The following is a 12,786-nucleotide window of genomic DNA, read 5'->3' as shown; positions in this document are numbered from 1 at the left end:
TAGAGTGTAAGTATACCTTCCGCTCTAACTAAAAAATTCTTTGAATCCGCCCCGCTTTATTAAGCTCATTTCTATTATTAAAAATAAAAACCGTTGCGTGCATTAATCTTAGGCTTGTCAAGCAATTTTATTTTTTTTAAATTGTAGAAAAACACAATATATGGTGTATAATCATAATATATTTACTATATATAGTATCAGTCAAGCGATGTGAAAATTCCGGCGTATATCAAATTAAGTCTAATATTCTAATAAAGATTTAAGAAATCCCGATAATTATAATGAGTATTAACATTGATATATGACCCATTAACCGCTAATAAACCATGAATATTGAGGAGTATATATGCCCGTAGTCATCAAACGTGATGGTTGTCAAACCGCATTTAATGAAGGTCGGATTAAAGATGCCATAGTTAAAGCAGCTGTTGCTGCTAATGTGAATGATCCTGATTATTGTGCTGCTGTTGCTCGCGTTGTGACTAATCAAATGACAGAACGTGAAAGTGTTGATATTAACGAAATTCAAAATGCGGTTGAAAATCAGTTAATGTCAGGACCTTATAAAAAACTGGCAAGGACTTATATTGAATATCGACATGATCGTGACCGAGCGCGAGACCAACGTAGTCGTTTGACTCAAGATATTCGCGGCTTAATTGAACAGAGTAATGTTGCAATTTTGAATGAAAATGCTAATAAAGATAGTAAAGTTATTCCAACACAACGCGATTTGTTAGCCGGTATTGTAGCAAGGCATTATGCTAAACAATATTTATTACCAAAAGAAATATCACGCGCTCATGATTGTGGCGAGATTCATTATCATGATTTAGATTATGCACCATTTTTTCCTATGTTTAACTGTATGTTAATTGATTTAGATGGTATGTTGACCAATGGCTTTAAAATGGGTAACGCTGAAATTGAGCCACCAAAGTCGATTGCAACAGCGACAGCGGTCACCGCACAAATAATTGCACAAGTTGCGAGCCATATTTATGGTGGTACAACTATTAATCGTATCGATGAAGTGCTAGCGAAATTTGTTACCATTAGTTATCAAAAACATAAACAAATCGCTCAAGAGTGGGATATACCTAATCCAGAGGCATATGCAGAAAGCCGTACTCAAAAAGAGTGTTATGATGCGTTTCAATCTTTAGAGTATGAAGTTAATACTTTACATACTGCTAATGGCCAAACTCCTTTTGTTACTTTTGGTTTTGGTTTAGGAACAAGTTGGGAATCACGTTTAATTCAAGAATCTATTCTAAAAGTTCGCATTAAGGGTTTAGGTAAAAATCATAAAACAGCAGTTTTCCCAAAATTGGTATTTGCCATTAAAGATGGTATTAATCACAAACAAGGTGATATTAATTACGATATTAAAGCGCTAGCGTTAGAGTGCGCAAGTAAGCGTATGTATCCTGATATCTTGAATTACGATAAAGTGGTTGAAGTCACCGGATCATTTAAAACTCCAATGGGATGTCGAAGCTTTTTAGGTGTTTACGAAGAAGATGGTCAGCAAATTCACGATGGCCGTAATAATCTTGGCGTGATTAGTTTGAATCTGCCGCGTATTGCCATTGAAGCCCAAGGTGATGAATCTCGTTTCTGGCAGATTTTAGATAAGCGTTTAGAGTTATGTAAAGAAGCCTTAATGACACGTATTGCTCGTCTTGAAGGGGTAAAAGCTCGCGTCGCGCCTATTTTATATATGGAAGGGGCTTGTGGTGTGAGATTAAAAGAAGATGATAGTGTTTGTGAAATATTCAAAAATGGTCGAGCTTCGATTTCTTTAGGCTATATTGGTATTCACGAAACATTAAATGCACTTTATGGAAATAAAACGCATCCATTTGATAATGATACATTACGCGAAAAAGGCGTAGCTATTGTTCAACGTTTACGACAAGCTGTGGAACAGTGGAAAGCTGAAACGGGTTATGGATTTAGTTTGTATAGTACGCCAAGCGAAAACCTTTGTGATCGTTTTTGTCGACTTGATACTGCTGAATTTGGTGTTATTCCAGGGGTAACTGACAAAGGTTATTATACAAATAGTTTTCATTTAGATGTAGAGAAGAAAGTCAATCCATACGAAAAAATAGAGTTTGAAAAGCCTTATCCTGAAGTAGCTAATGGCGGATTCATTTGTTATGGTGAATACCCTAACATGATGAATAATATTAAAGCATTAGAGGATGTTTGGGATTATAGTTATAGTCGAGTTCCTTACTATGGGACTAACACCCCGATTGATGAGTGCTATGAGTGTGGTTATACCGGTGAATTTTCGTGTACAAGTAAAGGTTTTGTTTGTCCTAGTTGTGGTAATCATGATTCGTCAAAAGTCTCTGTTACTCGCCGAGTTTGTGGCTATTTAGGTAGTCCTGATGCCCGTCCATTTAATGCCGGTAAACAAGAGGAAGTAAAACGACGAGTTAAACATTTGAACAATGGTCAAATTGGATAATATTAATTAAATAGTTATGAATTATCATCGTTATTATCCTGTAGATGTTGTAAATGGTGAAGGTACGCGCTGTGTATTGTTTGTCGCAGGTTGCGTACATCAGTGTCCTGGTTGTTATAACAAAAGTACATGGGGAATCAATTCAGGCGTACCTTTTACACAATCGCTTGAAGATCAAATTATCAAAGATCTGCAAGACACAGAGATTAAACGCCAAGGATTATCGCTTTCTGGTGGTGATCCTTTGCATCCACAAAATGTTCCAGCTATATTAAAATTAGTTCAACGGGTTAAATCAGAATGTATAAACAAAGATATTTGGCTTTGGACAGGGTATAAACTTGATGAATTAACCGCCGAACAACAAGTAGTAGTGCCTTATATTGATGTATTGATTGATGGTAAATTTATTCAAGAACTTGCTGATCCTCGGCTGTTATGGCGAGGAAGCAGCAATCAAATCATACATCGATTTAAACAATAAAATTATTTGCCATTATTGCGATTTGTGTAAGTTTAAAAGATAAGAAATCGCTTCACGATAATTAATTTCTAGATTTTCACTGCTAGACGAGGTGATGTGTAAGTCAGTAATTTTACCATTATCAATACCATAAACCCATCCGTGCAAATTAACTTTTTGACCGCGCTGCCATGCCGATTGAATAATGGTTGAGTGACCTAAATTATAAACTTGCTCAATGACGTTGAGTTCACATAAAATATCTAGGCGAATATGCGCTGGAAATTCACCAATAAGTGAGCTATATCGAAACCATAAATCTCGAATATGTAGAAGCCAATTGTTAATTAAACCTAAATCTGGGTTTTCAACAGCTGAGCGTATTCCACCACATCCTAAATGGCCACAGACAATAATATCTTCAATTTTAAGTACATCAACGGCATATTGGACGACAGATAAACAATTGAGATCGGTATGAATGACTAAATTACCTACATTTCGATGGACAAATAATTCACCAGGTTGCAATTTAATCAGTTTTTCGGCAGGAACCCGGCTATCAGAACAGCCGATCCATAAAAATTTAGGATTTTGGGCAATTGCTAGTTGTTTAAAAAATTCGGGATCTTCTTGCTCAATTTTTTCTGACCACTCGTGATTAAAACGAATTAAATCGTTTACATTTACCATTCATCTATTCCTTTAATATTTCATTATTATAAGATTGTATTATTTTTGAAAATAAACTTTATATTATTTAATTGGTTTCAATGTGTTGGATTTTACTTTTCATTATTAATTTTCGCCACATTGGTGTGGTTAAAATTTTGGCCTTGATAATTTTGCTGTATAATTTTAGACGTAATAGTAGTGTTTTTTGGTAATACAGTTTATTGGGTTTTGCTTGGCCGCTATTTAATATTTTACTTAGAATCTCAGCGCTATCGAGTGCATAGCTAATTCCTTCCAAAGAACTTGCACTAATAAAACCAGCCGCTTCACCGATTAAAAATATGTTCTCATTGCCCGTGTAAAAATCACGTAAACGATTTGGATAGATAACGAGGCATTTTTCAGTTTTGACTAAATCACTAAAAATAAAACCTTGTTGCGTTAATTTTTGTTTTAACTTTTCGAAATGTTGATTTGCTTCTTTTTTTGCAAAGGCTCCACCTAAAATAAAGTAACCATCTTTAGACATACTCCATGCATAACAGTTAGTTAAATTGTTGTCAAAAATGCAAGAATAAAAAGGTGTAGTATGTTTTTCAGCAAACCATTGCTGAATAGCGACATATTGTCTAATGGAATGTTTAGGGTAACGCATTCGCCTTACAATGGAATTAGCACCATCAGCACCTACGACATATTGAGCAGTGAATTTTTGTTCTCTATTATTTTCATCAACATAAGTGACTTGGTATCCATCAATGATTCTTCTTACTTCTTTGCATAACGTATTATGTAAAACAGTAACGGTTTCGGGAATGAGTGACTTTAGCCATAGATCAAACTTATGTCGATCAAAGCTGATATAACTGCGTTGATAATTACGAACTAGTTGAGTTTGCAAATCGATGGTTTTAACGCTAAATATTTGTGGATCGGTTAAAATGTCAGCAGGTATGTTTAATTTTTGTCTGACAAAAGATTTTTGCGCATCATTTGCCAGTAATCCACCACATGGTTTATGAAAGCCATCATGACCTGTTTGGTTTTTTTTGTCTAGTGCAATAATTTTAAATGAAGGACTAAGTAATCGTGCCAACGTACTACCGGCAGGCCCTAGACCAATAATTGCAATATCGTAATCCATAAAATTATGTTATTTGCCCTATCAATTTTTGACTAATGTTATATTATCACATTTAAAGTGAAATGTGGCTAATCAAGGACGAGAATAGGGTAACTTAGGTATCGTTGACATAGTATTTATTAAGCTATATGGATATTAATCCATATAGCTAAGTTAAAATTGGCTTTTTTTAACTGGCAACGGTGGTCAAGAAAGCGTGATTTAATTCTTCAAAGGGTAAAGTTCGGCTAATTATGACTAAACGTGATAGTTTTTCTGCAGAATCTTGCCAGGGTGAACCATAATCAAAGCCAACGACTTTGTGGACGCCTTGAACAATTAAGCGTTGTGGATTATTTTTGATAGCAAGTACACCTTTGTATCGTAGCATGTCATTGCCGTATTGCTCGACTAAATTTTCCATAAAAGAGCCAATTTTTTTGATATCAAGCTCACCTGCTTCAAAAAGATAAGAGCAAATATCATCATTCCATGATTGAGTTTGCTTTTGTCGAGGCAGAACAGTGAAATCGGCCATAAATTTTTTGGCGGGATTAATGACAAAATAGCCTTTATGAATACTTAGATCATCCGTTAGATCAAAAGCATGTATATCAATCCACTGCGATTTAGGTATTTGCCCGTTTACAGCTTCAATGATTGTGGCTTTATGGTTGATGTTGTTAATTCGATTAATCACTTTTAATTTTTCTGAATTACTAATGCAGTCAGTTTTAGTCACAATAATGCGATCTGCAAACCCAATTTGTGAAAGCGTGACGCGATGCTCATCAAGATGCTGTAAGATATGCTGGGCATCGACTAAAGTAATAATTGCATCAAGTTGAAAGCTTTGACGAATCAAATCATCAATAAAAAATAGTTGAATAATTGGTGCAGGATCGGCAAGTCCAGTTGTTTCAATTATTAATCGATCAAATAATAACTCTCCTGCTATGCGCTGATCGTGTAATTGGTATAAGGCATCGGTTAGCTCTCCTTGTACTGTACAGCAGATGCATCCATTAGTCATTTCAACAATTTTAATGTCGGTTGTTACATTTAGCAGATGGCTATCAACGTTTATCGGGCCAAACTCATTTTCGATAATAATTATTTTTTCGTTAGGATTCTGTGCTAACAAATGATTAATTAATGTGGTTTTACCTGAACCTAAAAATCCAGTTAATAAAGTGACAGGTATTGATGGGGAACTGGTTTGTATTGTCATTTCTTCATTCTTTACTATTTAGCAACTAGCAACATTTGAATCCGCCTTTACCACCGTAACGTGCATCTTGCCTTTCTTTAAAAAACTCTTCATAAGTCATAGGCGTTTGTTCTGGGTGGGTAAGTTTCATATGTTGAACATAAGTATCATAATCTGGAATACCGACCATAAGTTTAGCTGCTTGGCCTAGATATTTTCCTGCTTTGGCGATTGAATCAAACATATTTTATCTCTTATTAGCTAAAGATATTGATAAGTAGATCTTATTTCTTCATTATAATCTGTGACACATAAATCACGAATTACTGTTGATTCACTATAAAGTGCTAATTTGTTTGAGTCAATTGCTGATTAATACTAATTTATACAATGCTATAAAAGCTAAAAAGAAAGTATAATTTTGATTAATTAAATTCAAGTGGTGATGTTTTAAAAAAGGTTTCAATAAATTGATTTATCTATGAGTAAATAACTTTTATAATATCGGGCAATTTAATTCTAATAAGAGTCTATAATGGAAAAGTTTCACCTTACTGGTCCAACTTCTTTAAATGGTGAAGTTGTGATTTCTGGGGCTAAAAATGCAGCCCTACCTATTTTATTTGCTGCAATTTTAGCTGAAAAACCCGTTGAAATTCAAAATATCCCTAAGTTAAAAGATATTGATACAACGTTAGAATTACTCAGTCAGTTAGGTGTGAAATGTACCCGCAATGGCTCGATTCATTTAGATGCAGGGCAAGTTAATAATTATTGCGCACCTTATGAGCTAGTCAAAACTATGCGCGCATCCATTTGGGCATTAGGCCCATTAGTTGCTCGATTTGGTCATGGTCAAGTATCTTTACCAGGGGGATGTGCTATTGGCGCTCGACCTGTTGATTTACATATTATTGGCTTGCAACAATTAGGGGCTACAATTACTCTTGATGAGGGGTATGTTAAAGCAACTGTCGATGGTCGATTAAAAGGTGCGCATATCGTAATGGATAAAGTCAGTGTTGGTGCTACTGTGACTATTATGTCGGCTGCAACCTTAGCGGAAGGAAAAACGATAATCGAAAATGCTGCCTGTGAGCCTGAAATTGTTGATACTGCTAAATTTTTAAATACGTTAGGTGCTAAAATCTCGGGTGCTGGTACCGTGCGTATTGAGATAGAAGGCGTAGAGCGATTAGGCGGCGGCGTACATGAAGTGGTTTCAGATCGCATCGAAACCGGTACCTTTTTGGTTGCAGCAGCGATATCAAAAGGTAAAATTACCTGTCGTAAAACAGATCCAAAATTGCTCGATGCTGTATTATCTAAACTAAAAGAAGCGGGCGCTGATATCCAAACTGGCGATGACTGGATTTGCTTAGATATGCAAGGTAAACAGCTTAATGCAGTTAATATCCATACTGCTCCTTATCCTGGGTTTCCAACTGATATGCAAGCTCAATTCTCTTTACTTAATATGGTTGCTCAAGGTACAGGAATTATTAAAGAAACAATTTTTGAAAATCGATTTATGCATGTTCCTGAACTTATTCGAATGGGGGCTAGAGCCGAGATTGAAGGTAACACTTTAATCACGCATGGAGTTGATAAACTAAGTGGTGCCCAAGTTATGGCAACTGATTTACGCGCTTCAGCTAGTTTGGTTTTAGCCGGTTGTATTGCTGAAGGTTCGACATTGGTTGATCGTATTTATCACATAGATCGTGGTTATGATAATATTGAAGATAAGCTTAGAAAATTAGGCGCTAATATTGAAAGAATTAAGTAGTTTTTAACTTAAAATACTTGTAAATACAACGTAAGGTGATAAAGGAGTGTAATCGTGACAAAACAAGCTTTGGTCTGTTTATCAAATGGTTGTGAAGAAACAGAAGCTGTAACAACAATTGACCTTTTAACCCGAGCGGGTATTAATGTTGCCACCGCAAGTATTTCGCAGGATAGAGAAGTGCATTGCTCAAGAGGGGTGACTATTTTAGCTCAAAAAACTTGGCTTGAAGTTAAAGAACTTAATTTTGATGTTGTTATTTTACCTGGTGGATTAAAAGGCGCAGAAAATTTTCGTGATTGTCCTGCGCTTATTGAAAAACTACAGCAAACCCATCAAGCTGGAAATATCGTTGCTGCAATCTGTGCTTCACCAGCAATGGTTTTACAGCATCATCATTTATTTCCTAACGCTTATATGACTGGGTACCCAACAACGAAAGATGCCTTTCAACTTTGGAAAGATGAAAGAGTTTATTTTGATCAAAAAAATAACGTGATTACCAGTCAAGGTCCTGCCACATCGATTGATTTTGCGCTAAAAATTATTGATGTTTTACTCGGTCGTAAAAAAGCCGCTGAAGTTGCACAGCAACTTGTTCTACCATCAGGTATTGAATGCTATCAATAGGTATCAAATGTTAAATTCACATTTGTATGAAAAGTTAGTAAAACGCGCGACACTTAGTGCTGTTTTAATTTCTATTGTTTTGATCATAATAAAACTGCTAACTTGTTGGATTACAGGATCAATAAGTTTGTTGGCATCTTTATTAGATTCAAGTATTGATTTGCTTGCTTCAGGATTGAATTTTTTTTTGGTTCGTTATGCGTTAAAGCCGGCAGATGATGATCATACTTTTGGACATGGTAAAGCTGAATCACTAGCTGCTTTAGCACAAAGTACTTTTATTATAGGGTCGGCAACAATTGTATTGTTGTCGAGTGTAAAATCAGTTATTTCGCCTAGTGAAATTCAGGTTCCTTTACTCGGTATCATTATCTCAATTATATCGACTGTCATAACTGCATTTTTAGTCTTATATCAAAAGTACGTCATAAAATTGACAAGAAGTAAAGCAATTGAAGCTGATATGTTGCATTATTCTTCGGATATGTTAATGAATATTGCTGTCATATTTGCCTTAGCTTTAAGTTGGTATGGCGTGGCTTATGCTGATGCTTTTTTTGCTTTCTTTATTGCTTTATATATTTGCTATAGCGCTTATCAAATAGCTTATAATGCTATTCAAGATTTACTTGATCGCTCTTTACCGGATAGTGATAATGCCAAAATTGCTGAAATTATTGCTGCCTATCCCGATGTGCGTGGTTTTCATGATCTTAAAACCAGACAAGCCGGACCATTAAAATTTATTCAATTACATCTTGAGCTAGATGATGATATGCCTTTAATTCAAGCCCATGCTATTGCCGATAGTGTTGAAAAACGTATTTCAGAAGAGTTCTCACCGGCAACTGTTATTATCCATCAAGATCCTATTTCTGTTGTACCTATCGAAATGATGCAGTAGACAATTTCAGCAAAATAGCTTTTATCATCTATTGTTAGATATCTGTTTAAACTCTATAATAGTTAAAATTTAATTAGTTGGAGTTATTTTGTATGATAAAAAAAATAGGTATTTTAACGAGTGGTGGTGATGCTCCGGGAATGAATGCTGCTATTCGAGGAGTAGTTAGAACTGCGTTAACAGAAGGTTTAGATGTTTATGGTGTTTATGATGGTTATTTAGGGCTGTGTGAGGATCGCATATCTCAACTTGATCGTTATAGTGTTTCCGATATTATCACTCGTGGCGGTACTTTCTTGGGTTCGGCTAGATTTCCTGAGTTTAAAGATAAAGAAGTTAGAAAAAAAGGTATCGAGAATTTAAAAAAACACGGTATTGATGCATTAGTAGTTATTGGTGGTGATGGTTCTTATATGGGCGCCATGCGTTTAACCGAAGAAGGTTTTCCATGTATCGGTTTACCGGGTACTATCGATAACGATATTCGTGGTACTGATTATACTATTGGTTATTTCACTGCGTTAAGTACAGCGGTTGAAGCTATTGATAGACTGCGTGACACTTGTTCATCACATCATCGAATTTCAGTTATTGAAATCATGGGGCGCGATTGTGGTGATCTAACCTTAAATGCAGCGGTAGCTGGCGGGTGTGAGTTCATGATCATTCCTGAGGTTTCTTATACTAAAGAAGATTTGATTGAAGAAATTAAATTAGGCTTTGCTAAAGGTAAGAGACATGCCATTGTCACTGTCACTGAGCATATGTGTGATGTTAATCAGCTAGCTAAAGACATTGAAGATGCGGTAGATCATGAAACTCGTGCTACTGTTTTAGGACATGTGCAACGTGGTGGAAGTCCTGTTCCTTATGATCGTATACTTGGCTCACGTATGGGTGCATATGCCGTTCAATTACTTCTAGAAGGGCATGCAGGTAGAAGTGTCGGTGTGCAAAATGGTAAGTTAGTTCATCATGATATTATTGATGCAATTAACAATATGAAACGACCATTTGATATGGATCTTTATAATACAGCAAAACGTCTTTTCTAGCGGTGAGTTTGATCCCGCACGATTAATAGTGTTATGAAAATAAAACAATTTAGGTGAATGCTTATTGGTAATAATTTAACCAAATAAGTATTCACTTTTTTCATTGAAGTTCTTAGTTATCAGCTGATAAAATTAAGTTAGTTCGTTATTCTTAAATAATAGTCTTTACAAAAGTGCAAATTAACTGGTTTATGCACCACTTTAGTCATTAGCATTGATAAATGCTTCAATAAAGTTTCATTTCATTATTATTATCAATTATAAGTAATTAATTATTGAAGAGGGGAGATAAATAATGGCATTAAATTATTTAGAAGATCATGAGCGTTTCTATGTTTGTGATGCTAACAATAAGCAAATAGCAGAAATGACGTTTACTAGAGTTGGTCAAAATAAAGCAACAATTAATCATACTTATATTGATCCTGAATATCGTGGCAAAGGGATTGCAGATAAATTATTAAATTTGGTTGTGACCAAATTGCAACAAGAACAACGTGAAATTATTCCTATCTGTTCTTATGCAGCTAAAAAATTGATGAAATAATACTGGAACCATATTCAAATAAACTAAAAAATTTGAATCAAATACTGTCAAGTTTTATTTTGATTATTATTTTTTACAAATTTAATTATAGTTAAGTGAATATGTGCTAATGTATAGCAATTTCCTAAACGTAGAATTTCGATATTTAAGATGGAATCTGCAAAATCACAAAAAATTCACTCAATCCACGTTTTACGTGGTGTTGCTATTATCATGATTGTTTTTAGCCACTGTTTAGGTGTGTTTAAAAATAGTAATTTAATTGCAAACAGTTACTTATTTTCTTTTTTAAATCTATTTGCCTTTAATTTCACAACATTTTTTGTACTCATTGCCGGATTTTTATTTCAACATTTGACTTATAAATTTAATACTAAAACTTACTATTTATCGAAATTTAAAACAGTAGTATGCCCATATATTTCAGTCTCTATTTTTTGTTTTCTGTTTTTTCATTATCAATATTTATCTGATTTACCGTGGATTTCATCAACAGAGCCTAGCATATTAAGCACAATAACTAAAATGATGTTGACTGGAACACAGTTATTACCGTTATGGTTTATGCCAATGATTATTATTATTTATTTAATGGCTCCTTTATTGTATATGTGGTCACATAAAAATTTAATTGTTGCTGGTTTAATGTCTATGTTTTGGGTCGTGATTTTTACCAAACCTGATTTTACTCAGCCTATTTTAAATTTATTGCATTATGGTCCGGTTTATCTAATTGGTATGATGATTAAGCAAAATTATCAAACTATTATGAAGGCAGTGAAAGATAACCTATTTTTGTTTATATCCTTTTTCTGTTTATGCTTTTTTGTGCCCTTTGCTTATCGATATATTAGCCAATTGGGTATTGAAAATCTTTATTTTGATACATTGCAAAAAATTATTTTATTCATATTAGCACTCTATTTATTGGATCCACTAAATCATAAAAACAACGATGGTCGAGTTTATAAATTTTTCTCTTACATGGCTAATATCAGCTTTCCAATTTATTTTATACATGAAATTATCGTATTAGAACTTGAGCAGCAAGTGATTAATTCAGCTATAGGAGATGTCATTAAAACTGATAATGGTCAACTCGCATCATTAGGTGCAATTAGCTTTTTAGTATTAACATTATCTATTAGTATTGTTATAGCTAATGCAATAAAATTTATCTTCAAAGATAAAGCTAAATTTTTTATTGGGGGAAGTCGCTAATCCTCAATTATTCGCATTGAAATTCAGCGCTTATGAGATATTTGTTATTATTTGACGGCACAGTAAGTGCTTTGCAATCAGAAACATAAATAGCTTTTTTGGTTAATTGAATACTATTTTCATACTGGCAAACGAAGTAAATCCAATCATTAAATCCCTGATTATAAGAATTTAAATCTTTCCAATGATAGTTTTTATTGCCCTTGTTTTCAGAGGGTATGGGTTTATCATTATTATAAAGATTAATGCTAGTTAGATGTGCTTTTGGTTTAGTAAAAGCATTCACATCGATATTAAAAGGTAAAGGACGATTATGCTCTAATACAACTGAATCAATATAAACCACTTCAGGACAATCAAATACCATTTCATCAGCATAACTATTGAACGTAAAAAGTAGACCAGTAGTTAATAATACAAACTTCTTCATTGTTTAACCCAATATCTTATTAAGCTTTCTATTATTATCAGATAATACGAGGATATTAATTCCTGTTCAAGTTAATAAACTAATATTAAAGTAATAAATTATTTTTTAATAAACTTATTAATGTTTATTTATTTTACGATAATTGTCTATACAACAATTAAATTGAGCAAATAAAACACAAACAGAAAAAAAATAGCAATAAACACTTGCAGGAATTTTTTAAGTGCCTATAATGCGCATCCACTGACACGGCGTTA

The 12,786-nt window shown here is 34.0% G+C and carries 13 protein-coding genes; 8 read left to right on the top strand and 5 right to left on the bottom strand.

The window, feature by feature from the left end:
- The first annotated feature begins 346 nt into the window (after nucleotides 1-346).
- Both nrdD and nrdG read left to right on the top strand, forming a co-directional pair.
- On the top strand, nucleotides 347-2,482 hold the full coding sequence (nrdD, locus tag J3U56_RS07805; protein WP_267367265.1) for an anaerobic ribonucleoside-triphosphate reductase: 2,136 nt from the start codon (nucleotides 347-349) through the stop codon (nucleotides 2,480-2,482).
- Nucleotides 2,483-2,498: 16 nt separating this feature from the next.
- Entirely contained in the window at nucleotides 2,499-2,966 is a 468-nt protein-coding gene (nrdG, locus tag J3U56_RS07800; RefSeq protein ID WP_267349145.1) for an anaerobic ribonucleoside-triphosphate reductase-activating protein, read from the top strand.
- A gap of 12 nt (nucleotides 2,967-2,978) precedes the next feature.
- On the opposite strand, the gene can is transcribed toward nrdG, so the two are convergent.
- From can to J3U56_RS07780, 4 genes are all read right to left on the bottom strand, one after another.
- Entirely contained in the window at nucleotides 2,979-3,638 is a 660-nt protein-coding gene (can, locus tag J3U56_RS07795; RefSeq protein ID WP_065634946.1) for a carbonate dehydratase, read from the bottom strand.
- 67 nt (nucleotides 3,639-3,705) lie between these two features.
- On the bottom strand, nucleotides 3,706-4,764 hold the full coding sequence (locus J3U56_RS07790; RefSeq protein ID WP_267333839.1) for an FAD-binding protein: 1,059 nt from the start codon (nucleotides 4,762-4,764) through the stop codon (nucleotides 3,706-3,708).
- A gap of 169 nt (nucleotides 4,765-4,933) precedes the next feature.
- On the bottom strand, nucleotides 4,934-5,974 hold the full coding sequence (locus J3U56_RS07785) for a CobW family GTP-binding protein (RefSeq protein ID WP_267367262.1): 1,041 nt from the start codon (nucleotides 5,972-5,974) through the stop codon (nucleotides 4,934-4,936).
- Nucleotides 5,975-5,999: 25 nt separating this feature from the next.
- On the bottom strand, nucleotides 6,000-6,197 hold the full coding sequence (locus tag J3U56_RS07780) for a YbdD/YjiX family protein (RefSeq protein ID WP_065577812.1): 198 nt from the start codon (nucleotides 6,195-6,197) through the stop codon (nucleotides 6,000-6,002).
- A gap of 291 nt (nucleotides 6,198-6,488) precedes the next feature.
- On the opposite strand from J3U56_RS07780, the gene murA reads away from it, so the two are divergent.
- The 6 genes from murA to J3U56_RS07750 all read left to right on the top strand — a co-directional run bounded on the left by murA (nucleotide 6,489) and on the right by J3U56_RS07750 (nucleotide 12,099).
- Entirely contained in the window at nucleotides 6,489-7,742 is a 1,254-nt protein-coding gene (murA, locus tag J3U56_RS07775; RefSeq protein WP_267367259.1) for a UDP-N-acetylglucosamine 1-carboxyvinyltransferase, read from the top strand.
- Between the two features lie 54 nt (nucleotides 7,743-7,796).
- The gene (gene yajL / locus J3U56_RS07770) at nucleotides 7,797-8,372 is read left to right on the top strand and encodes a protein deglycase YajL (RefSeq protein WP_267344882.1); all 576 of its coding nucleotides are present in this window, start codon (nucleotides 7,797-7,799) and stop codon (nucleotides 8,370-8,372) included.
- Between the two features lie 7 nt (nucleotides 8,373-8,379).
- A complete protein-coding gene (locus J3U56_RS07765; protein ID WP_267367257.1) occupies nucleotides 8,380-9,276 on the top strand; it encodes a cation diffusion facilitator family transporter in 897 nt (298 codons plus the stop codon).
- A 92-nt stretch (nucleotides 9,277-9,368) separates the two neighbouring features.
- Complete coding sequence (gene pfkA, locus J3U56_RS07760) at nucleotides 9,369-10,331, top strand: 6-phosphofructokinase (RefSeq protein WP_267333834.1); 963 nt, start codon at nucleotides 9,369-9,371, stop codon at nucleotides 10,329-10,331.
- A gap of 295 nt (nucleotides 10,332-10,626) precedes the next feature.
- Nucleotides 10,627-10,878 carry a GNAT family N-acetyltransferase gene (locus J3U56_RS07755; RefSeq protein ID WP_065634940.1) on the top strand — a complete coding sequence of 84 codons (252 nt, stop codon included), beginning with the start codon at nucleotides 10,627-10,629 and terminating at the stop codon, nucleotides 10,876-10,878.
- 150 nt (nucleotides 10,879-11,028) lie between these two features.
- Nucleotides 11,029-12,099 (top strand): acyltransferase, encoded by a 1,071-nt coding sequence (locus J3U56_RS07750; RefSeq protein ID WP_267344878.1) that lies wholly within the window; start codon nucleotides 11,029-11,031, stop codon nucleotides 12,097-12,099.
- A gap of 7 nt (nucleotides 12,100-12,106) precedes the next feature.
- Here J3U56_RS07750 and J3U56_RS07745 read toward each other — a convergent pair whose 3' ends face one another.
- Nucleotides 12,107-12,529, bottom strand: a complete 423-nt coding sequence (locus tag J3U56_RS07745) for an STY0301 family protein (RefSeq protein WP_267333832.1) — start codon at nucleotides 12,527-12,529, stop codon at nucleotides 12,107-12,109.
- Nucleotides 12,530-12,786: the final 257 nt, after the last annotated feature.

This window comes from Gilliamella sp. B2824 (assembly GCF_026536245.1).
In the GTDB taxonomy this organism is placed as follows: Bacteria; Pseudomonadota; Gammaproteobacteria; order Enterobacterales; family Orbaceae; genus Gilliamella.
The sequence above is the reverse complement of the archived record's forward strand: the minus strand, read 5'-3'. Positions and strand labels throughout refer to the sequence as shown.

Excerpts from the sequence above, each read along its gene's own strand:
- nrdD (WP_267367265.1), top strand. The coding sequence starts at position 347 with ATGCCCGTAGTCATCAAACGTGATGGTTGTCAAACCGCATTTAATGAA.
- nrdG (WP_267349145.1), top strand. The coding sequence starts at position 2,499 with ATGAATTATCATCGTTATTATCCTGTAGATGTTGTAAATGGTGAAGGT.
- can (WP_065634946.1), bottom strand. The coding sequence starts at position 3,638 with ATGGTAAATGTAAACGATTTAATTCGTTTTAATCACGAGTGGTCAGAA.
- J3U56_RS07790 (WP_267333839.1), bottom strand. The coding sequence starts at position 4,764 with ATGGATTACGATATTGCAATTATTGGTCTAGGGCCTGCCGGTAGTACG.
- J3U56_RS07785 (WP_267367262.1), bottom strand. The coding sequence starts at position 5,974 with ATGACAATACAAACCAGTTCCCCATCAATACCTGTCACTTTATTAACT.
- J3U56_RS07780 (WP_065577812.1), bottom strand. The coding sequence starts at position 6,197 with ATGTTTGATTCAATCGCCAAAGCAGGAAAATATCTAGGCCAAGCAGCT.
- murA (WP_267367259.1), top strand. The coding sequence starts at position 6,489 with ATGGAAAAGTTTCACCTTACTGGTCCAACTTCTTTAAATGGTGAAGTT.
- J3U56_RS07765 (WP_267367257.1), top strand. The coding sequence starts at position 8,380 with ATGTTAAATTCACATTTGTATGAAAAGTTAGTAAAACGCGCGACACTT.
- pfkA (WP_267333834.1), top strand. The coding sequence starts at position 9,369 with ATGATAAAAAAAATAGGTATTTTAACGAGTGGTGGTGATGCTCCGGGA.
- J3U56_RS07755 (WP_065634940.1), top strand. The coding sequence starts at position 10,627 with ATGGCATTAAATTATTTAGAAGATCATGAGCGTTTCTATGTTTGTGAT.
- J3U56_RS07750 (WP_267344878.1), top strand. The coding sequence starts at position 11,029 with ATGGAATCTGCAAAATCACAAAAAATTCACTCAATCCACGTTTTACGT.
- J3U56_RS07745 (WP_267333832.1), bottom strand. The coding sequence starts at position 12,529 with ATGAAGAAGTTTGTATTATTAACTACTGGTCTACTTTTTACGTTCAAT.